Annotated in this window: 24 protein-coding genes and 2 pseudogenes; 23 read left to right on the plus strand and 3 right to left on the minus strand. The window is 59.4% G+C overall.

Going from position 1 to position 19,205, the window contains the following annotated elements; translation table 11 throughout:
* A partial coding sequence (locus tag ASB66_RS10085) for a transglycosylase domain-containing protein (RefSeq protein ID WP_114386504.1) occupies positions 1-1,930 on the minus strand: 1,930 nt, incomplete at its 3' end.
* Positions 1,931-2,171: 241 nt separating this feature from the next.
* Between ASB66_RS10085 and ASB66_RS10090 the strand changes: the two genes are divergently transcribed.
* Entirely contained in the window at positions 2,172-2,651 is a 480-nt protein-coding gene (locus ASB66_RS10090; protein ID WP_060718536.1) for a YcgN family cysteine cluster protein, read from the plus strand.
* Positions 2,652-2,910: 259 nt separating this feature from the next.
* Here ASB66_RS10090 and ASB66_RS10095 read toward each other — a convergent pair whose 3' ends face one another.
* On the minus strand, positions 2,911-4,008 hold the full coding sequence (locus tag ASB66_RS10095; protein WP_060718534.1) for a hypothetical protein: 1,098 nt from the start codon (positions 4,006-4,008) through the stop codon (positions 2,911-2,913).
* On the opposite strand from ASB66_RS10095, the gene ASB66_RS26060 reads away from it, so the two are divergent.
* The 6 genes and pseudogenes from ASB66_RS26060 to ASB66_RS10115 all read left to right on the plus strand — a co-directional run bounded on the left by ASB66_RS26060 (position 4,000) and on the right by ASB66_RS10115 (position 9,138).
* Positions 4,000-4,188 carry a hypothetical protein gene (locus tag ASB66_RS26060; protein ID WP_147274033.1) on the plus strand — a complete coding sequence of 63 codons (189 nt, stop codon included), beginning with the start codon at positions 4,000-4,002 and terminating at the stop codon, positions 4,186-4,188. The two genes, ASB66_RS10095 and ASB66_RS26060, sit on opposite strands and share 9 nt — an antisense overlap.
* 40 nt (positions 4,189-4,228) lie before the next feature.
* A pseudogene (locus ASB66_RS27210) lies at positions 4,229-4,391 on the plus strand (YcgN family cysteine cluster protein); the annotation flags it as partial.
* A 118-nt stretch (positions 4,392-4,509) separates the two neighbouring features.
* The gene (locus ASB66_RS10100; RefSeq protein ID WP_060718535.1) at positions 4,510-5,562 is read left to right on the plus strand and encodes a hypothetical protein; all 1,053 of its coding nucleotides are present in this window, start codon (positions 4,510-4,512) and stop codon (positions 5,560-5,562) included.
* A 415-nt stretch (positions 5,563-5,977) separates the two neighbouring features.
* On the plus strand, positions 5,978-6,406 hold the full coding sequence (gene cueR / locus ASB66_RS10105) for a Cu(I)-responsive transcriptional regulator (protein ID WP_060718537.1): 429 nt from the start codon (positions 5,978-5,980) through the stop codon (positions 6,404-6,406).
* Between the two features lie 698 nt (positions 6,407-7,104).
* Positions 7,105-7,647 (plus strand): hypothetical protein, encoded by a 543-nt coding sequence (locus tag ASB66_RS10110; protein ID WP_060715975.1) that lies wholly within the window; start codon positions 7,105-7,107, stop codon positions 7,645-7,647.
* Between the two features lie 246 nt (positions 7,648-7,893).
* Positions 7,894-9,138 (plus strand): DNA-packaging protein, encoded by a 1,245-nt coding sequence (locus tag ASB66_RS10115; RefSeq protein WP_060716044.1) that lies wholly within the window; start codon positions 7,894-7,896, stop codon positions 9,136-9,138.
* A 1-nt stretch (position 9,139) separates the two neighbouring features.
* On the opposite strand, the gene ASB66_RS26460 is transcribed toward ASB66_RS10115, so the two are convergent.
* On the minus strand, positions 9,140-9,283 hold the full coding sequence (locus ASB66_RS26460) for a hypothetical protein (protein ID WP_171430968.1): 144 nt from the start codon (positions 9,281-9,283) through the stop codon (positions 9,140-9,142).
* Positions 9,284-9,522: 239 nt separating this feature from the next.
* On the opposite strand from ASB66_RS26460, the gene ASB66_RS10120 reads away from it, so the two are divergent.
* The 16 genes and pseudogenes from ASB66_RS10120 (at position 9,523) to ASB66_RS10195 (ending at position 19,204) form a co-directional block, all read left to right on the plus strand.
* The gene (locus ASB66_RS10120) at positions 9,523-10,131 is read left to right on the plus strand and encodes a glycoside hydrolase family 19 protein (RefSeq protein ID WP_114386506.1); all 609 of its coding nucleotides are present in this window, start codon (positions 9,523-9,525) and stop codon (positions 10,129-10,131) included.
* 116 nt (positions 10,132-10,247) lie between these two features.
* Positions 10,248-11,450 (plus strand): phage portal protein, encoded by a 1,203-nt coding sequence (locus ASB66_RS10125; protein ID WP_114386508.1) that lies wholly within the window; start codon positions 10,248-10,250, stop codon positions 11,448-11,450.
* Positions 11,451-11,639: 189 nt separating this feature from the next.
* On the plus strand, positions 11,640-11,957 hold the full coding sequence (locus ASB66_RS10130) for a DUF6107 family protein (protein WP_071585339.1): 318 nt from the start codon (positions 11,640-11,642) through the stop codon (positions 11,955-11,957).
* A 48-nt stretch (positions 11,958-12,005) separates the two neighbouring features.
* The gene (locus tag ASB66_RS10135) at positions 12,006-12,575 is read left to right on the plus strand and encodes an HK97 family phage prohead protease (protein WP_060715972.1); all 570 of its coding nucleotides are present in this window, start codon (positions 12,006-12,008) and stop codon (positions 12,573-12,575) included.
* A gap of 11 nt (positions 12,576-12,586) precedes the next feature.
* Positions 12,587-13,243 (plus strand): annotated as a pseudogene (locus tag ASB66_RS10140) (phage major capsid protein); the annotation flags it as partial.
* On the plus strand, positions 13,239-13,379 hold the full coding sequence (locus ASB66_RS10145) for a phage head closure protein (RefSeq protein WP_234823926.1): 141 nt from the start codon (positions 13,239-13,241) through the stop codon (positions 13,377-13,379). The pseudogene ASB66_RS10140 and the gene ASB66_RS10145, both read left to right, overlap by 5 nt.
* Positions 13,376-13,558, plus strand: coding sequence for a hypothetical protein (locus ASB66_RS10150; RefSeq protein ID WP_060715971.1), 183 nt, complete (start codon positions 13,376-13,378; stop codon positions 13,556-13,558). Before ASB66_RS10145 ends, ASB66_RS10150 begins: the two co-directional genes overlap by 4 nt.
* Positions 13,533-13,937, plus strand: coding sequence for a DUF3168 domain-containing protein (locus tag ASB66_RS10155; RefSeq protein ID WP_060715970.1), 405 nt, complete (start codon positions 13,533-13,535; stop codon positions 13,935-13,937). The genes ASB66_RS10150 and ASB66_RS10155 overlap by 26 nt, the downstream gene beginning before the upstream one ends.
* Positions 13,938-14,219: 282 nt before the next feature.
* Complete coding sequence (locus tag ASB66_RS10160; protein ID WP_060715969.1) at positions 14,220-14,630, plus strand: phage major tail protein, TP901-1 family; 411 nt, start codon at positions 14,220-14,222, stop codon at positions 14,628-14,630.
* Complete coding sequence (locus ASB66_RS10165) at positions 14,627-15,013, plus strand: gene transfer agent family protein (RefSeq protein ID WP_060715968.1); 387 nt, start codon at positions 14,627-14,629, stop codon at positions 15,011-15,013. The genes ASB66_RS10160 and ASB66_RS10165 overlap by 4 nt, the downstream gene beginning before the upstream one ends.
* Positions 15,010-15,246, plus strand: coding sequence for a rcc01693 family protein (locus tag ASB66_RS10170; RefSeq protein WP_081088853.1), 237 nt, complete (start codon positions 15,010-15,012; stop codon positions 15,244-15,246). The genes ASB66_RS10165 and ASB66_RS10170 overlap by 4 nt, the downstream gene beginning before the upstream one ends.
* A 10-nt stretch (positions 15,247-15,256) precedes the next feature.
* Entirely contained in the window at positions 15,257-15,856 is a 600-nt protein-coding gene (locus ASB66_RS10175) for a phage tail tape measure protein (RefSeq protein ID WP_060715967.1), read from the plus strand.
* 108 nt (positions 15,857-15,964) lie between these two features.
* Positions 15,965-17,137 (plus strand): hypothetical protein, encoded by a 1,173-nt coding sequence (locus tag ASB66_RS10180; RefSeq protein ID WP_060715966.1) that lies wholly within the window; start codon positions 15,965-15,967, stop codon positions 17,135-17,137.
* Between the two features lie 99 nt (positions 17,138-17,236).
* Positions 17,237-17,872, plus strand: coding sequence for a DUF2460 domain-containing protein (locus ASB66_RS10185; protein ID WP_060715965.1), 636 nt, complete (start codon positions 17,237-17,239; stop codon positions 17,870-17,872).
* Positions 17,869-18,759: a DUF2163 domain-containing protein gene (locus ASB66_RS10190; protein ID WP_060715964.1), complete on the plus strand. Its 891-nt coding sequence runs from the start codon at positions 17,869-17,871 to the stop codon at positions 18,757-18,759. Before ASB66_RS10185 ends, ASB66_RS10190 begins: the two co-directional genes overlap by 4 nt.
* A gap of 10 nt (positions 18,760-18,769) precedes the next feature.
* Entirely contained in the window at positions 18,770-19,204 is a 435-nt protein-coding gene (locus ASB66_RS10195; protein WP_060715963.1) for an NlpC/P60 family protein, read from the plus strand.
* Position 19,205 lies beyond the last annotated feature (1 nt).

Genomic DNA, 19,205 nt, shown 5'->3' on the forward strand with positions numbered 1-19,205 from the left:
GTTCCAGCACGCCTGGAATTGGCCGGACGGCGACGCCCTGGTGGGCGTAGTCCATGATGGTCTTGAAGGTCATGGCCGGAAGTGAGCCGCCGGTCATGTTGTTGGTTGAAGTATAGTCATCATTGCCGAACCAGACGGCGGTTGTGAAATTGCCGGTAAAGCCGACGAACCAGGCATCGCGGTAGGCTTGCGTCGTGCCGCTCTTGCCGGCGGTGAGAATGCCGTCCAGGGCGGCTTTGCGGCCCGTGCCGATATAGGGAACCTTGGTCAGCATTTGGTTCATGTAGTTATCGGCCTGCTCGGTCAGCACCCGGCGCGGGGCCGGTTCGTCGCGGTCGAAGTCGTAGAGCACATGGCCGCGATAATCTCTGATATCGACAATGCCGTGGCGGCGTGATTGCAGGCCACCCGATGGCAGCACGGCATAGGCCGTCGCCTGGTCCATGACGGTCACTTCCGAGGTGCCGAGCGGAATGGTGACATCTTTACGGATCGGCGTTTCCACGCCCATGGCTTTGGCCATGCGGATGACGGAAACGACGCCCAGCCGGTCCTTGACGAGGCGGACCGGCACGGTGTTGATCGATTTGGCCAGCGCCGTCGTCAGCGTAATGCGCCCGGCATAGCTGTTGCCATAATTATGCGGGCTCCAATTGCCCCAATTGACCGGACCATCGACAATGGTGGTCTCCGGTGTCAGGCCCGCTTCCATCGCCACGGCATAGGTATAGATCTTGAAGGAAGAGCCGGGTTGGCGCAGGCCGCGCGTGGCGCGGTTGAACTGGCTCTCGCCGTAATCGCGCCCGCCGACCATGGCGCGCACCGCGCCGCCGTTTTCCAGCGTCACGAGGGCCGCCTGTTTGACATTATATTGTTCGCCATATTCGCGCAGCGTATTGCTAACAGCGGTTTCGGCGACTTTTTGCAGGCCGGGATCGATAGTGGTGCGCACGATCAGCGAATGTTCTGGAAAACGGGCGGCGACGCGCTGCACCTCGTCAAATGCCCAATCCAGGAAAAAGTCCGGTGCCTCGCGCTCGGCCCGATCGACCACGGTGGCCGGATTGCGCCGGGCGGCAATCACCTGGCCCTCGCTCATGAAGCCGCTTTGCACCAGATTGCTCAACACTTCATTGGCGCGGCCACGGGCGGCGGGCAGGTTGACATGCGGCGCATATTTGGCCGGTGCCTTGAACAGACCCGCCAGCATGGCAGCCTCGGCCAGATTGACGTCGCGCACGCTCTTGCCGAAATAGAATTGCGAGGCCGCCGCCGCGCCGAATGTGCCGCCGCCCATATAGGCACGGTCGAGATAGAGCGACAGGATTTCCTGTTTCGACAGATTGGCCTCCAGCCACAGCGACAGGAAGGCTTCCTTGATCTTGCGCTCGATGGAGCGCTCATTGGTGAGAAACAGGTTTTTGGCGAGCTGCTGGGTTAGCGTCGAGCCGCCCTGCACCACGCCGCCAGCCCTGGCATTTTCGCTGAGCGCCCGGCCAAGGCCGATGAAATCGATGCCGAAATGGTCGAAAAACCGCCGGTCTTCGGTGGCCAGCACCGCCTTGATCAGATTGTCGGGAAGGTCCTCGAAGGGCACGGAATTTTCATGGATAATGCCGCGATGGCCGATGACATTGCCGTAGCGATCCAGAAAGGTCACGGCAAAATCGCCCCGATTGCGCCAATCCTTGACCGTTTCCTGAAAGGCGGGCATGGCCAGCGCCAGCATGGCGACGGCACCCACGGTGCCCAGCGTCATCGCTTCGCCCAGCGCCTCGAACAGCCATTTCTTCCAGCCGCGCATCCGGAAGCGGCGAAAGAAGATCGTGGTTTCCTCCCAGAATTCGGCGGCCTGGAAGCCGGTATTCCACAGGGTGGAATCCAGCCAGGCGTCGAGTTTGAGAAAGATATGCCGCTTTTTCTTCTGCATGGCGGTTCCGGGGCCGAGCCTTAAGATGATCTGCTACAATATCACAGGCATAGGGTGCCGGGGATGCTGTAGGCATATGCAACGCTTCACATGCAACGCTTGACAGGCGCCAAGCTTGCGCCCATGTCTGCGTTGATCGCGATATATCCCAGCCAATGGATCATATGCGACTTAACTTTTAACGAATCTATAAGATTGCCGCCGATTGGGTGCTCGCATCCGACCGATGGCCAAGGGCATGATGACCAGCGAACCCTATTGGAAAACCAAGAGCCTCGACGAGATGAACACTGCGGAGTGGGAAGCGCTGTGCGATGGCTGCGGCCTGTGCTGTCTCAACAAGCTGGAGGACTGGGAGAGCGGTGAGGTGGTCTTCACCTCCGTTGCCTGTCGTCTGCTGGATGGGGAAAGCTGTCGGTGCAAGGACTATCCCAACCGGCAGGCCACCGTGCCCGATTGTATCCAGCTGACGCCAGATCAGGTTGAGGACATCGCCTGGCTGCCGCCCAGCTGCGGCTACCGGCTGGTGCATGAAGGACGCGACCTTTACTGGTGGCATCCGCTGGTGTCGGGCGACCCCGAAACCGTCCATCAGGCCGGGATTTCCGCCCGGGGCCGCACGGTCAGCGAAGAGCATGTTTCTGTGGAGGATTTCGAGGATTATCTCTGTGACTGGCCTTTGACGGTGCTCTTGCAGGCCGAAGAATCTGGCGACCAATAGGGGCATGAAATGACGACAGAAGCAGACGGGTTTTTTCCAAACTCGGCTGAAGCTTTCGTTTGGATCGATGCACTCGTAGTATGATTTTGACATTTTCTACTGTTCGCAGCACCCTCGAGAGCAAATGTCAAAAATCTTGAAGACCACTACAGCGCCGTGCACCATATATGGCGCACGGCGCTGTAGCTCTTTATATCTACTGTTTCTAAAGAATTTTAGAATTTAACATTTGATCATCGAGGTCGAGTGTCCAAACCACCTAGGCTGCTGTCTTGGCTGCCACCGGTCCGGTTAGAAGCGTCAGGTCGCCATAGCCAGCATAGCGGTCGAAAATGGCCATGGCCTGCCGACGAATATTGTCCGGCACCTCGGCTCCGCGGCCCGCGATGCCCTGATTGATCCGCTTGCGTTCACCGTCACGCTTGTCGGCCAGCGCCTCGGTGATTTTCTGAGCCGCCTGGCTGTCCGCTCCGGTGAAGGTGGCGATCCGATCGGCCAGAACCGCCTTGTCACCGAGGAAATCCGTTTCATAGGAAACCCATAGCGGCTTGACCAGATTGAGCATTTCGCATCGCTGCCAACTCAGCAGAAACTGCGCATACCAGACCGCTTGAGCCGCAACCAGCATGTCAAGCCGCTCCTCGAAGGGCAGGTGGTGGTAATTGATTGGCAGGCCGTCATCAAAAAAAATGGTATCGACCGGACGATTGGAAGCGCGCCAGGATTGGAACATATCATCGAGGCTGATCAGCGTGTCGAAGAAATTACGGACAGTGACGATAGGGCGGATGTTGTAAAGCGCCATCTGGCGGGCCAGATAGGGCGTGCATCGAATGTGATGCTGGGCGACATAGCCACGGCCGTTCAATCCATGCCGCATAAGTGCAAGCTCATCGGTTTCCTGCGAGCGCAGATTGCCTCCCAGTGCAGAGCCGCTGCCGGGTGTGAGGCTGGGAAGTGCCAGGTTGGCCAGGGGGATATCCAGCGCCTGCACCAACGCCATCGAAATGAAAGTCGAGGCCGATTTGGGCGCACAGGCCACCAGAACATTCGGCTGTCTGGCCCGGTTTGCCGTCAATCTCGCCCGAAATGTCAATTCGGCAAGTTGGGAAGTCGACAGCTTCAGACCCTGGGCATCGCCATCGCTTACCGCAGGCAGAAAGAACGGATTGGCATGGCAAAGGGCCGCGGCGACTTCCAGAGCCCGGTTTTGCGGCACGGAGGACAGATAATCCATTCCCAGGCTTAGCGCTTCGCGCGGCGCCAGGGTGGATATGTCTGCTAGCGTCTGGCCCAGCGTGTCTTCCAGGTTCGAGCCTGCCTTGTCATTCGTCCGGATGCCGACCGCATGTTCCATGCTGCAACCTGTCCTTATCCTGCTGCGTCTATCCAAACGGAGGCTTTGGCCGAATTGGAGATATCGACGCATAAACAAAAGCTTGGTGATGAGAGCATGACCGAAGTGAATGCGTCGATGCACCGGGGTGTGTCTGTGCCAAAAGGGCTATTTGCAACGGGTGAAAACGTTATGGTGTAAAGCTGACTGAAGAAGCTTGCGCCAGGCAGGAGCTTGCAACCTCGTCCATGAGGGCCGCGACCTTTACTGGTGGCATCCGCTGGTTTCTGGCGACCCCGAAACCGTTCATCAGGCCGGGATTTCCGCCCGGGCCGCACGGTCAGCGAAGAGCAAGTGCCTGTGAGGATTGTCTTTGTGACTGGCAACTGACGGTGGCCATTGAAGGTGGCCGGGGACGCGCCCTGACAATCGCCTGCAAGCTTATCCTTAAGGTAAGTCTCGTACAAGTTCTACACTATAATTTCATCACGATTGAAACCATTTCGGTGCAATGGAGAGCCTATGTCGAGACTGGACTGGTCCCTTGTCAAAAGCTTTGTTCGCGAAGCGGCCCCGGTACCCGACGCGGAATGGGTATCGCGGAAATTCGATGAATTTCTCCGGCGGACCGATCCTGCCGATGCTTTCGCGATTTCGGGTGTGTTTTCGCTGGCGCATCCTTTCTATGTGCCGAAGATGAGCGATGCCGCAGCCGACAGCCTGGCGATTTCCGTGCCGGAACTTGGCGAGGCTCTCATGCGGGCACGGTTGACGGCCTCGCGAGCGCATCAGCCGAATGTTCTGGTGGCGTGCCTGCCGAAATCGGCTTCGACCTTCATCGGTCAGAGCTTGATGAAAGTTTTGAATGTGCCGATGGCGGTGCTGATGTCCTCGGCCTTGTCGCCACAGACGCCTTTTTCTATGGGCATTACCCTGCGTGAGCAGGAAACGGATGAATTGGCGTTGATCCAATATGGCAATAATGGCCTTGGCTATGTGGCGCAGCATCATTTGCGCTGTACGCCCTATCTTTGCCAGCAGCTTGAGCTTTATAATATTCGCCCGATCGTAACCTACCGCAATGTCTATGACAGCCTGGTCAGCCTGGACGACATGATGCGCAAACAGCACCAGGAATGGGCGGCAACCCGTGACAAGGACGCGATCTATTTCAGCGATGGCCTGCCATCCAATTATTGTGAGCTGGACGATGAGGCGCGCTATCTGATCCTGGTGGATCGCCAATGTGCCTGGTATCTGCAATTCTTCATGAGCTGGAAACGCTGCGAAGCGCTTGGTCTGGTCAAGCCGCTCTGGGTCTCCTACGAGGAGGATTTTCTCGGCAACAAGCAGCGTCTGGCCGAGAGGATCGCCGCCTTTGTCGGGCCGGAATTCGTCGATTCCGCAAAGTTGTCCGAGGTGTTTTCCGAGACGATCCAGACGGGCCATGCTCGGTTCAACAAGGGTGTCAGCGGGCGGGGCAGCCAATTGCCTCAGCGCGTCAAGGATCGGATCAGGGCGAGTTTCGATCTCTATCGCGATGATTTTGACTTCTCTGAAATACTGCCCGATTGATGCCTTGCTTCTGCTGGCCCTTCAGCTTCGGCACGCCCGCTGGATTTTTGCACCATCGCGCCGGTTGAGGATTGCACCTTAGGTTGTGATTGGTTATATAGCGGCTTCGTGTATTGCAGGCTGTACTATCATAATCTCGAATTTGCCGATTTATTTCCTGTATCGTTTCGAGACGTGAATGTATCGGATCGCGATACGCTTTCGGTGAAATTGCAGGCATGAGGAGTGTTTGGCAATTCGAGCCGGAGAAGCCGGGCTCTTGCTGTCGTTCACGTAAAAATGAGTCAATCCAATGTAACTTTTTTTGGTTATTTACTTCTGTCGATATTGATAGTTAAAAGCTAGAATGCAATTTTGAAAACGTCGCGAGCTGGATATTTTGCTATTTCTGCTTGCAACCAGGAAGGACAAGCTCATGAATATCGGAGAAGCCGCCGCAGCCTCCGGCGTTTCTGCGAAGATGATCCGCTACTATGAGGAAATCGGGCTGGTTTTGCCGGCACGGCGCACCTCAAGCAATTATCGGGTCTATGGCGAAAATGAAGTCCATCGTCTGCGCTTTGTGCGGCGGGCGCGGACCCTCGGGTTTTCCCTGGAGGAAACGGAGCGGTTGCTGGCGCTGTGGAGCGACTCTGGCCGCAGACATGACGATGTGCGTCAGGTGGCCATGAACCACCTGCGCGAACTCGAAGACAAGATGGAAGCCATGCAGGCCATGGTCGACACGTTGAAAAACCTGGTTGATCACTGCGAGCAGGGCGACCGCCCGGATTGCCCGATCTTGGAAAAGCTTGGTGGTTCTTCCACGCACAATAACCGCAAGGTGGAAATGGAAGAGGCCTGAGCCTCGGGATAACGGGTCAGGCGAAAGCCTCATCCGCTATGACTGTCTGCTTTATATCTGCCGCAGTGTTTTTTACTGGCGGCAGGACGCGCATCAGGCGTGTTGTTTAGTTGTTGCCGCATGTGCGTATAACAGCCTGTGTGCTGCGCGAGCCTTATCGTCGGCAGCGTCAGGTGTGTATAAGAGACAGCCTCAGTCGGTTGTATGCTGAACCAGACAGATCCGTGCGTCTCTGTCGTTCGGATCTCAATAGTCTTGGTGGCGCGGTTCGTGATGTCTTCACGAGGGGCGGATTCAACAGCCTTAGCCTATAAACACAGCAGTTTTAAAGAGTTACCGTGTCCTTTGGCATTTTATAAAATGCAGGGTGCTATAACCGGCAATTGTGAAATTAAACCGGATATGGTCTCGACACTCTTCTATCATCTGCTGATTGGGCGTTGAGTGATGCTCCGCTTCATGGAAGACGGTTGTCTTCGTCAAAATTAAAAATAAGAAAAAAAACCTAAATAGGAAAATAGTCATTGACACCGTGACGGTGTTTTGTTAGGTTTTGTCTACGGTCGGAAATCTGCGGCTTCGGTCCTCCCGGCTCGGTTTTTACGCTCAATTTCATATACTTACAGCGCTTTAACTCTGGTTGTGGCAGCCCCCATCTTATTGTGATGGGAGCCTCGTCTGCCGGGAGGATATTCATCGTGGATGATTTCGACATATCGCTTTACGGCTGCTGGCCTTTACCGGCTCTGTCCTTTGCCCGCGACCGGCATGGGTTAATCCTCAGTGACGGGCTGGAAATCAAGGCTGCCGATCTCGCGGCCTTGAGCGATCATTATGCCGGGTTGCTCAATGAGCTAACGCGGGAAATGTCAGCGCAATTCGAGCAGTTCCGGCTGTTGCGCGAAGGGGCGGCGGCGTTGATGGAGGGGGGCGATGAGGCGGCTGCAAAGCTCGCCCGTGCCGATCTAAAGGCGGCGACCGAAGCCATGTCGGTGATTGTCCGCACGCTGGAAAAAATCGATGCGCTGCAACGCCAACTGGTCCGTGACCGCGAAGCCGAGGAAGAGCGGGCGGGCGAGACCGAGACGCTGGATGTTGCCCAGGCCCGGCTGTTGGCGCTGGTGGAGACCCAGGCGGATGCCAAGGCGGCGCTGCTATTTGAGCGGTGGAAAGCTGAAAGTCTTGCTGCAACTGGCCCGCCGGGCGCGACAAGCGAGCAGCTAATCCAGACAACAGCGTGAGGATCGCAGGTGACAGGACGTTCGGATCGGCTGTCGGCGGGCATATCGGTTGCCGCCCTTCTGGCGGCATCGCAGGCCGAAAACAATGGTTTATCCGCCCTGCGCCGGGAGATGCAAAATCTGCGTGACACGGTTTCGGCACTGGGAGATGAGGGATCGCTGCTGGCGCAGGCAATCAGCGAACGGCAGGGCGATGATTCTGTTATCTCAGCCCTTCAGGCGGATGGAAACAACGGCGGTGACGTGATGCAGGGGCTGGAGCTTGCAGCCTTGCAGCGGCTGGCGCGCAGCTGGGCCTTGCTGCGGCATCCCTTGCAGGCGCCGCCCCAGGGGGCGTGGCGCAACTGGTTGCTGATGGGCGGTCGCGGTTCCGGCAAGACCCGGGCCGGGGCCGAATGGGTGCATGAGATCGCTTCGGCTGGCGATAAATCCGCTGTGCGGATCGCGCTGGTGGGCGAAACCCTGGGCGATGCCCGCGAGGTGATGGTGGATGGTCTGTCCGGCATTGCGCGTATTGCCCGCCACAAACGCCCTGAGGTGGAAATTTCCCGACGCAGGCTGGTTTGGCCGAATGGGGCGATGGCGCAACTGTTTTCGGCCGAAGACCCGGAAAGCCTGCGTGGTCCGCAGTTTCACTATGCCTGGTGCGATGAGATTGCCAAATGGAAGCATGGCGAGGAGACCTTCGATATGCTGCAATTTTCCCTGCGGCTTGGGAATGATCCCCGCCAGGTGATAACAACCACGCCGCGTCCGGTGCCGATCCTCAAACGATTGTTGGCGGACCCCGGCACAAGGCTGACCCGGCTTTCCACCTTCGGGAATGCTGGCAATCTCGCCCCCGGCTTTATCGAGGCCCTGCAGGCCCGCTATGGCGGCACGCGGCTGGGCCGTCAGGAACTGGATGGCGAGTTGATCGAGGATCGTGAGGATGCGCTCTGGCGGCGCGACCGGCTGGAGCAATTGACAGTTCGGCTCAGCGAGCCGCTGCATCGCATTGTGGTCGGCGTCGATCCGCCCTCCGGGGCAGGGGCGCAATCGGTTTGCGGCATTGTCGTTGCCGGTCTCGACCGGCTGGGCCGGGCGGTGGTGCTGGCTGATTGTTCGGTGACGGGAGAAAGTCCGGCCAGCTGGGCGACCGCCGTGGTGCGGGCGTTTCGCCGGTTTGAGGCGGACCGGGTAGTAGCGGAGGTCAATCAGGGCGGAGAAATGGTTGGCGCGCTGTTGAAAAGCGTCGATGCCAATCTGCCGGTGCGGATGGTGCGAGCGACACGCGGTAAGTATCTGCGGGCCGAGCCGGTGGCAGCGCTTTATGAGCAAGGCCGCGTTTTGCATGCGGCCCGGTTTTCAGATCTGGAAGATCAGATGTGTGATTTTGGCCCGGAGGGCCTGTCGAATGGCCGGTCGCCGGATAGACTCGATGCGCTGGTCTGGGCCTTGACCGCGCTGCTTCTGGAATGCGCGGGCGAGCCGCGCATTCGCACGCTGTAATTTACTTGCTGGCAGGGGCTGGCTGCGTCGAAGGCTGGCGCATCTGGCGCCATTCGGATTCAAGGCGCTCAACGATATGGGCAGGAATGGTCCGGCTGGCCTCTGCAATCGTCTTGCTGATCTGGCTGCTGCTCTTGGCGTCCATCACATTACTCCTCTGTTAACCGCCCGGCGCCTGTCATGGCGCGGCAGGGCTTGTTGCTCTGTGCCGCTCATAACCAGCGGTGGAGCGGAAAGTTCCACAAGCTTAAATCTTTGTAAATATCTCGTGACAGGGCCTGAACCGATTGAATTTTGTTTAACCGATTTAAATCCCAGCATTTTTTGGGTTCAATCTACCCGCGTTCGGTTAGACCCTGCTATTTTAAGAGGAATTGAACGTTGATGAACACCATGGCGCTGCAATCGCTCTTCAACCGGATCCGCGGTGACTTGTGCGGCGGGCGGCTCGGCACGGCTCAGGTGCAGGGCATCAACGCCATTCTGGCGGGCTGTGCGCGCCATGGTCTGACCGACCACCGCCATATCGCCTATGTGCTGGCCACCGCCTTTCATGAAACGGCGGGTCGCTTCCAGCCCGTGCGGGAAACACTGGCGAAAACCGATGCCGACGCCATCGACCGGCTGGAGCGCGCCTATGCGGCGGGCCGCTTGCCCCAGGTAAGCGCGCCGTATTGGCGGCTGGATGAGGCGGGGCATAGCTGGTTTGGCCGGGGCTTTGTGCAACTTACCCATAAGCGTAATTATCAGGCTTTGTCAGTGGCATTGGGCGTCGATCTCGTTGCGGATCCGGGCCGCGCGCTGAATATGGCGACGGCGGCGGATATTCTGGTCGTGGGCATGCGCGATGGGCTGTTTTCGGGTGTCGGGCTTGGCGACGTGTTTACTGCCACGGCAAGCGATTGGGTCGGCGCGCGGCGCATTGTCAACGGGCAGGACCGGGCGGACCTGGTGGCTGGGTATGGGCGCGCTATTTTGGCGGGCTTGGGGTGAGATTTACTGACACGATTTCCGTGTTTCACGAAAATGCAGACCCGCGTCGTCAGGCCCCTCAATGGGCAGGTCTTACCACGTCACCGGCGCAAATATCGCAACTTCAGGAGAACATCATGCTGTCTTCCTTTCGCCTGCCGTTTCGGCGGGCCAATCGTGCTGTTGTGTCGTCGGCGACGCCAACACAGACAAAAGCGGCGATACGACCCCGTGCGGGGTTGGAAATGCTGCTCTCCACCGGTGCCGGGCGCGGCACGGGGCGGTCTTATGCGGCGTTGTCACGCGCGGGCTTTCTTGGCAATCCGGTGGCGCATCGGGCGGTGCGGCTGGTGTCGGAGGCGGCTGCCGCTGTGCCACTTCTTCTCTATCAGGGTCTGCCACAGGACGGGGCCGGGGAATTGAGCGAGCATCCGGCGCTGGCGCTTCTGGCCCGGCCCAATGGGCGGGCGACGGGGGCGGATTTTTTCGAAATGCTTTATGGCCATCTGCTGCTGTCAGGCAATGCCTATCTGGAGCCGCTGTGGCTTGGTGGGCGGCTGATGGAACTGCATCTGTTGCGCCCCGACCGAGTCAGCGTCGTCGAAGGGGCCGATGGCTGGCCGGTCGCCTATGATTATCGCGCCGCTGGGGTGACGCGCCGGGTTGCCGCTGAAGGCGAGCCGCAGCCGATCCTGCATTTCAAGCTGTTTCATCCGCTCGATGACATCAGCGGCTATGCTCCCTTGGCTTCCGCCCATAACGCGCTGGACCTGCACAATGCCGCCGCCACCTGGAACAAGGCGTTGCTTGACAATTCCGCCCGTCCCTCCGGGGCGCTGGTCTATCAGCCCAAGGAGGGCGGCAACCTGCCGCCGGAACAATATCAGCGGCTGAAAGACGAGCTGGAACAGGGCTATTCCGGGCCGATGCAGGCGGGCCGACCGATGCTGCTGGAGGGTGGGCTGGACTGGAAGGCGATGAGCCTGACCCCACGGGACATGGATTTTACCGATGCCCGCAATGGCGCGGCCCGCGATATCGCGCTCTCGCTCGGCGTGCCGCCGATGCTGCTGGGCATTCCCGGCGACAATACCTATGCCAATTACCAGGAGGCCAACCGCGCCTTCTACCGACTGACGGTCTTGCCGCTGATCCGCCGCACCGCCGCCAGCCTGTCGGGGTTTCTGTCCGATGGGTTTGGCGAGGTCTTGTGCCTGAAGCCCGATCTCGATCAGGTCGAGGGCCTGTCCAGCGAGCGTGACGCGCTGTGGTCACGGGTCGGGTCTGCCAGCTTCCTCACCGAAGAGGAAAAGCGCCAGGCGGTTGGGTATGACGCGTAAAGCCTCGAAGTTTCAAGAGGTTGATGCCTGATCCGGACTCTGTTCCGCAGGAGGGTGATTCAGAGTGTGAACGTCCGCACCCTGTTTGTGAGCAGACGCGCTTAAGCGATTCTAAAGATTAGAATTCTCGGATAAACCAGGGCGGATTTGTGTCCATCTCCGCAATCATAAGACGAAAAGATTAACAAAATGACCGATTTTACACCCGACACCCCCTTATGGGGTGCGCGGCTGGCGGGGGCATTGGCGGGGTCCGCCATCTCGCTGGTCTATCTTCTGCCAAGAGGGCGGCGCGAGGCGGCGACCCGGTTTTTCACCGGGCTGGCCATCGGGCTGATTTTCGGCGGCGCCACCGGCCAATGGCTGGCCCGCAAGTTGGACATTCTGCAAAGCCTGTCCGGTGCCGAAATCATGCTGGCGGGGGCGACGCTTGCCAGCCTTTCGGCCTGGTGGGCGCTGGGTGCTTTGGCGCGGTTTGCGGGCCGCTACGGGCGCAAGGACGGCTGAAGTCGTCGATCTCATTCCAGTTTAAAGGCCAGATTAAAGGAGGAATTCATGCACGCTTATCGCGGGCCGAGAAAACTTGTGCGCAAATTTGCCGATCTGACCCTGTCGGATCTCAGCGGCGACGGCACGTTCAGCGGCTATGCCAGCGTGTTCGGCGAAGTGGATCTGGGGCGCGACATGATCGAGCCGGGGGCGTTTCGCACCAGCTTGCAGGGGCGCGGCGCAGGCGGAATTCGCATGCTTTACCAGCACGATCCCAACCAGCCGATTGGTAGCTGGACACTGCTGAAGGAGGATGCGCGCGGTCTTTATGTCGAGGGACGGCTTTCCCCCGGTGTCAAGCGCGCCGAGGAGGTGCGCGCCCTTATGAAATCAGGCGCGCTGGACGGGCTGTCGATCGGTTTCCAGACGGTGAAATCCCGTCAGGACGCCAAAACCGGCATTCGCCGTATTCTGGAGGCCGATCTCTGGGAAATTTCCGTCGTCACTTTTCCCATGGCCCCTTCGGCCAGGGTTTCCAATGTCAAGCATCAGCGGTTTTTCCGCGACAAGGATACCGAGCTGATCCGGGCGATGCGCCGGGCAGCCCGGACGATGGCCAACAGCAATTTCAAATAAAGGATGGATTTATGAGCGATCATCAGATGACAGCCCCCGAAATCAAGGCGATCCCGGAAACCATGGCCGCCGCCTTTGACGACTTTATGGAAGCCTTCGAGGGTTTCAAGCAGGCCAATGACCAGCGGCTTGGCGAAATCGAGCAGAAGCTGACCGCCGATGTCGTCACCCGTGACAAGGTGGAGCGGATCAACAAGGCGATGGACGAACAATCCCGGTTGTTGGACCAACTGGCGCTGAAAAAGCTGCGCCCGGCGTTGGGGTCGAATGGCAATCGCGGCGGGTCCGCCAGCCTTGAAGCGTCGGAGCGCAAGGCGGCTTTCGAGGCCTATATCCGGCGCGGTGATGAGACGGCGCTGCGCGATCTCGATGCCAAATCCATGGCGATTGGTTCGGATGCGGATGGCGGTTATCTGGTCACCGACGAGACCGATAGCGAGATTGGCCGCAGGCTCGCCTCCATCTCGCCGATCCGGCAATTGGCCAGCGTCCGGCAGGTATCGGGCGCGGTGCTGAAAAAGCCGTTTGCGCCAACGGGCATGGCCTCCGGCTGGGTGGCCGAAACCACGGCCCGCACCCAGACCGATACGCCGCAGCTGACGGAACTCAGCTTTCCGACCATGGAGATTTACGCCATGCCCGCCGCCACCCAGTCGTTGCTGGATGACCATTCGCTTTCGCACCGATGTGGCGCGCGGTCATCGGCTGGTGAAGGGAACGCGCATTCTGGCGATCCGGGCGCTGCGCGACCCGGATGAGACCAAGCGGTTTCTGCTGCTGGATTGTGAGGAGGAGATCAGATGAGCCTGCAATTTTCAGCAAACGGGCAGCAGGGTGCCGTGACGGATTTTACCGCTGCGCTGCGGCGCAGGGTGGAAGAGGCCGCAAGCCGGGCGGCTGCCAAAAGGCAAAGCGCGAGCGAAGAGCCGAAGGGCGAGAAAATTGGAGAGACGTCCGATGACCACGCACAGTCCGGTCAATGACCTGCTGACGGCGATGACAGCGGCGGCGCTCGCCGATACTGGCATTGCAGCGATTATCGGTGCCGATGGGATGAAGGATCGGCGGCTGCTGCGCTCCGCCCAGCCTTACCTGATGGTGGGTGAGGTGACGGTGACGGATCTTTCCACCGACGATGACGGGCTGGTTGAAGCGCTGGTCAGTTTGCAGGCCTGGTCCTCGCTCAGCCGTCGCGAGGCGGAAAGCCTGGCGGCGATGGTGCGCGCTGTGTTGCAGGATGCGGCACTGCCGCTCGCCCATGCCCGCCTGATTGCGTTGCGCCATATCAAGACCGTCAGTCGCCGTGAGGCAAAGACCGGCCTTTATCTGGCCGAGCTGCAATTTCGCGCTGTCATAGCCTGACGACCGTCTCATAGCGCATGCAGCACCGTCGAGTGCAACCGTTCCCTTCGTTTCGCGTGTATTTTTCGCGGTTGCACCAGTTTTGGTGCTTCCCCTGCGGGCCTCTTGGTCTCCTTACCTTTGTCCTGGGTCTTCTTCCTGAAAAGGGATGGGCGGATGTGCCGGTTTTGTCCGGTCCCGCCCTGGGGAGAGACCTTCGAGGGAAGGTGAGGGGGTGGATGTCGCCCTGGCGTGGTTGGCGGCCGGTTTGCGGATTTCTAGTTATTTTCAAGGAGATTTTTTATGGTGGCCCAGAGGGGTAAGGACCTGCTGCTGAAGATTATCAGCGGCAGCGATTATGTAACCGTTGCAGGACTGCGTTCGCGCAAGCTGGCCTTCAATACCGAAACCGTCGATGTGACCGATGCCGACAGCGCCGGGCGCTGGCGTGAGCTTTTGGCCGGTGCCGGTGCCAAACGCGCTTCCTTGTCGGGGGCCGGGCTGTTCAAGGACCAGTCCTCCGATGAACTGGTCCGGGCGGCGTTTTTTGCCGGATCGGTCTTGAGCTGGCAGGTGGTGATCCCGGCGTTTGGCACGGTGACCGGGCTGTTTCAGGTGACGGCGCTTGACTATTCCGGCGAGCACGATGGCGAGTTGAAATTCGACATCGCGCTGGAATCGGCAGGGGTGATTGCCTTTGAGGTGACGGCATGAGCGGGACCATAAACGGGGGGACGGGCATGCGCGCCAACCGCAGGCGCGGCGAAGTGGAAGCGGTGATCGATGGCGAGCGGCGGATTCTGTGCCTGACGCTGGGTGCGCTGGCCGAACTGGAAACGGCCTTTGCCGCCGACAGTCTGGCGGATCTTGCCCTGCGGTTTTCCAGTGGCAAGCTTTCCAGCCGCGATCTGATCCGCATTCTGGCCGTCGGTTTGCGGGGCGGCGGCAATTGCTGCGCCGATGAGGATGTCGCCGACATGTGCGTCGAGGGCGGGCTTGCCGCCTGCGTCGCCATCGTCCGCGAATTGCTGCTCGTCACGTTTGGAACCGCAGGCCAATCCGCCTCGATCAGTGAAGGCGATCCCGCCCGCCCTTGAGGGCCGCAGCGGGTCGATCCGACACGGCAAAGCCGCCTCCCTTTCCATGGGAGGCGGTGATGCATGCTGGATTTCACCTGCTGCGGCTGACCCCGCAGGCCTTCTGGGCGCTGACCCCGCGCGAATTCGCCGCCATGAGCGGGGCGTTTCGCCCCGTTGCCACAGCCCGCGCTGAGCTTGCCCGTGCCGACCTGGAGGCGCTGATGGCCCGCTATCCTGACCGCAACATCTAAGAGGTAGATCATGGCCGATGACGAAACCCTGTCCTTTGGGATCGATCTCGACGCGTCCGGGGCGACCAAGACCCTCGACGATCTGGAAAGCCGCTCGAAAAGTTTTGGCAGCGCGCTGACATCGGCGCTGAAATCAGCCACGAGCGGCGGTGGTGATCTGGAAGACACGCTGAAATCGCTGGCGAACCAATTGTCCAACATCACCCTGTCGTCCGGGCTGCAGCCGCTGCAAAGCAGTCTGTCGTCGCTGGCCTCCAGCGCCACATCCAGCCTTTCATCGGGGATCAGCTCGCTGTTTGCCTTCGAGAAGGGCGGCGTGCCCGGCTCGATCACGCCTTTTGCGTCCGGTGGGGTGGTGTCCAGCCCCACCTATTTCGGCATGGATGGCGGCAATACCGGGCTGATGGGTGAGGCGGGCAGCGAGGCGATCCTGCCGCTGAAACGCGGTTCGGATGGCTCGCTTGGGGTTGCCACCCAGGGCGGCGGCTCCTCCGGCACGCAGGTCAATGTCAACGTCACCACCCAGGATGCGTCGAGCTTCACCAAGAGCCAGTCCCAGATTTCCAGCTTGCTGGCCCGCAGCGTCAAGCGCGGTCAGCGTAATTTGTGAGGTGGGGCAACGCCCTGTCCTTACATGTGTGTTCCGAAAAGAGTGGAGGTTAAAAAAACTAAATAGTTCAATTGCTTAGGCATTTTTTAAACTCAGAAAGGACCTAAAATGGTTACCAGTATCGTAACAACTTCGGCCAACAACACCGTAATGGACTTCAGCACCAGTGGATCGCACGGCTATGTCGGCAGTAGCACACCGTATGGTCTGTGGGCAGATGGGCCGATCCATCCATGGCGAGACGCAAACGGAACGCCAACCTTCATTACCGCCCATTCGGAAGGCTACCGGTTCAACGTTGTATCCGACTGGCAGAACGGCGCGACCTGGACCAATTGGGGTCAAGGCATGAACTGGAACTCGCCCCGGGATACGGTCGAAGGGCACTATGCCAACCGTTATTGGGTGTTTGCAGGTTTTGCGCGCGGCTCGACGGTCGTTGCCTTGGCCCATCATGAATTCTATCAGGCGCCGACTACCATCGGCGGGGTCGCCGGTTTTAATTCCAACAAATATGGCTTCAATACGCGCTGGGTGAATTCCATCACCTATGTGAAATCCACCAATGACGGGCAGTCGTGGTCCGTTCCCAATCCTGGCGATTTTGGACAAAACCATCACAATGTCCGATGCGTCCTTATTCCGGAGCCCTGGAACACGCAATCCATCAATACGGCCTACGGCTTTTTCCATCCGTCGAACATCGTCAAGGAAGGCAATTATTACTATGCCTTCGTTGAAGTCCGCAATCTGCCGGGCAACACGACCGTTCTCGACAGCGGCTTTGCAATGATCCGCACCAGCAATCTCGATGCATCGACGGGATGGCAGTTCTATAGCAACTCCAACCAGTGGGAGACTGTCGACCACAGCTACTATCAGGGCAATTTGGCTCCCCAACAGCCCAAGGTCTTTTTCAAGGTCACCGGGTGGGATTCCTATACCACATCCGAGCGGAACGGGCGCATGGCGCAAGCCATTCGCTATCATGTTCCGTCGCAGAAGTGGATCCTGTTCGGCTTCACCGGCCTGGAAGGCGATGGGTTGTGCTACTGCGTTTCCGACACGCTGGCCAATCCTCAATTCGAGGCCAACGGCAGGCGCATGATCAGCCTTGCCGGTGGCGGAGCCGCGAATGAATACAACAACAACCACTATATCGGCGTCTTCGATCCCAATTCCCAGGACCAGAATTATCAGACCATTCTCGGGAATACGGCCCTGTTGATGACGGCTGATGCCGGAGTCCGGTATAAGGCGGGCACGATCAGCATCACCTGACATCCAAAGCCGCGCGGCATCACACGATGCCGCGCGGCAGCCTTTTTATCACGACTTCATTCCTTCCAACATAATTCAGTTATCGAAGGTGTTGATGACATGACCGAAGCCTTTCACGAGGTGCGCTTTCCGCTGCGCGTGTCGCTGTCGACCAGCGGCGGGCCGGTGCGGCGCACGGATATTGTCAACCTGTCGAATGGGCGCGAAGTGCGCAACCAGCGCTGGGCCAATTCGCGCCGCAGTTATGATGCCGGATCGGGGGTGAAATCGCTCGCCGATCTCTATGCGATCCTGGAGTTTTTCGAGGCGCGTGGCGGCCAGATGGCCGGGTTCCGGTTTCGCGATCCTCTGGATTCCAATTCTGCCGGGCCGGGTCGGGCGGTGAGTGGTGAAGACCAGAAGATCGGCATCGGTGATGGCACCACAGCCAGCTTCCAACTGGTCAAGACCTATGGCGATGCCGGTGGCGGCTGGAGCCGCACCATTGCCAAGCCGGTCGATGGTAGCGTGCTGATTTCGGTCGATGGCGTGCCGGTCAATGGGTTCAACTGCGATAGCAGCACCGGGCTGGTGTCCTTCAATCAGGATTTTATTCCTGTGTCCGGTGCCGTCATCCGGGCGGGCTTTCAGTTCGATGTGCCGGTGCGTTTCGACACGGACCGGATCGAGATCAATCTCGAAGCCTTCAATGCGGGCAGCATTCCCTCCATTTCGCTGACGGAGATCATTCCATGAGGACAATCGATGCCGCTTTGGCGCGCCATCTGGCGGGCGATGCCACCACGCTCTGCACCTGCTGGCGGGTGACCCGCAGCGACGGGTTGGTGTTGGGCTTTACCGATCATGACCGGGATCTCACCCTGCTTGGCACGCTGTTTCATGCCGCCAGCGGTTTTTCCGCCAGCGATGGTGAGGCGGAAAACAGCCTATCGGCGCCGACCTCCGAAGTTGCCGGTGGTTTTTCCAGCGAGGTGATTACCGAAGCCGATCTGATTGCCGGGCGCTATGACGGCGCGCGCATCGAGGTCTACCGTGTCAACTGGCAGGTGCCGGACCAGCATGTTCTGCTCAAGGTGCAGGATGTTGGCGAGGTCAAGCGCCAAACGGGGCAGTTTACCGCCGAATTGCGCAGCTTCGCCGCCAAGCTCTCCCAGGACCAGGGCCGCACACTTGGCCGCCGCTGCGATGCCAGCCTGGGCGACAGCCGCTGCGGTATCGACTTGAGTGCTGAGAGCCGCACCGTCAGCGCTGTGTTGGTGACCATGAGCGCATCCGACCGGCTCATCGTTTCGGGGCTGGATGCCTATAGCGACGACCATTTCCGCTATGGCCGGATCACCGTGACATCAGGGGTCGAGACTGGCCTGACCGCCGAGATTGAAACCAGCCGCGCCGGAGAGGACGGCACGGAGCTGACAATGTGGCTGCCCTTGGAGGTAACATTGTCACCGGGCGACGCACTAAGCATCACCATCGGTTGCGACAAACGCTTCGCCACCTGCCGCGACAGCTTCGCCAATGCCGCCAATTTCCGTGGCTTCCCGCATATGCCGGGCAGCGATTTCGCTTATTCCTATGTCAGCGGCCAGACGACCCATGACGGGTCGGTGCTGTTTGAGTGAGGAGGATTGTATGTCCTCCATCAACACCCATGTCCTCACCCTTGCCGAGGGCTGGATTGGCACGCCCTATCGCCATCAGGCCTCCACCAAGGGTGTTGGTTGTGATTGTCTTGGCTTGGTCCGGGGCATCTGGCGGGAGCTTTATGGGCAGGAGCCGGAAGTAACACCTGCCTATGCGCCTGACTGGGCGGAGCGGTCGGGAGAGGACCGGTTGATTGAGGCGGCGGGGCGGCATTTCACCCTGATCGACAGCCTTGGCGAGGCCTTGCCTGGCGATCTCCTGGTCTTCCGGTTTCGCGCCCATTACGCCGCCAAGCATCTGGGGCTTTTGGCGGCAGACCAGCATTTCATTCACGCCTATGAGCAGGCGGCGGTGGTTCGCTCCGCTCTGGTGCCCGCCTGGCAGCGGCGTGTCGCGGGCGTCTATCGTTTTCCGGAGAAGTGAT

This window comes from Gillisella vitis (genome assembly GCF_001541345.2).
In the GTDB taxonomy this organism is placed as follows: domain Bacteria; phylum Pseudomonadota; class Alphaproteobacteria; order Rhizobiales; family Rhizobiaceae; genus Allorhizobium; species Allorhizobium vitis.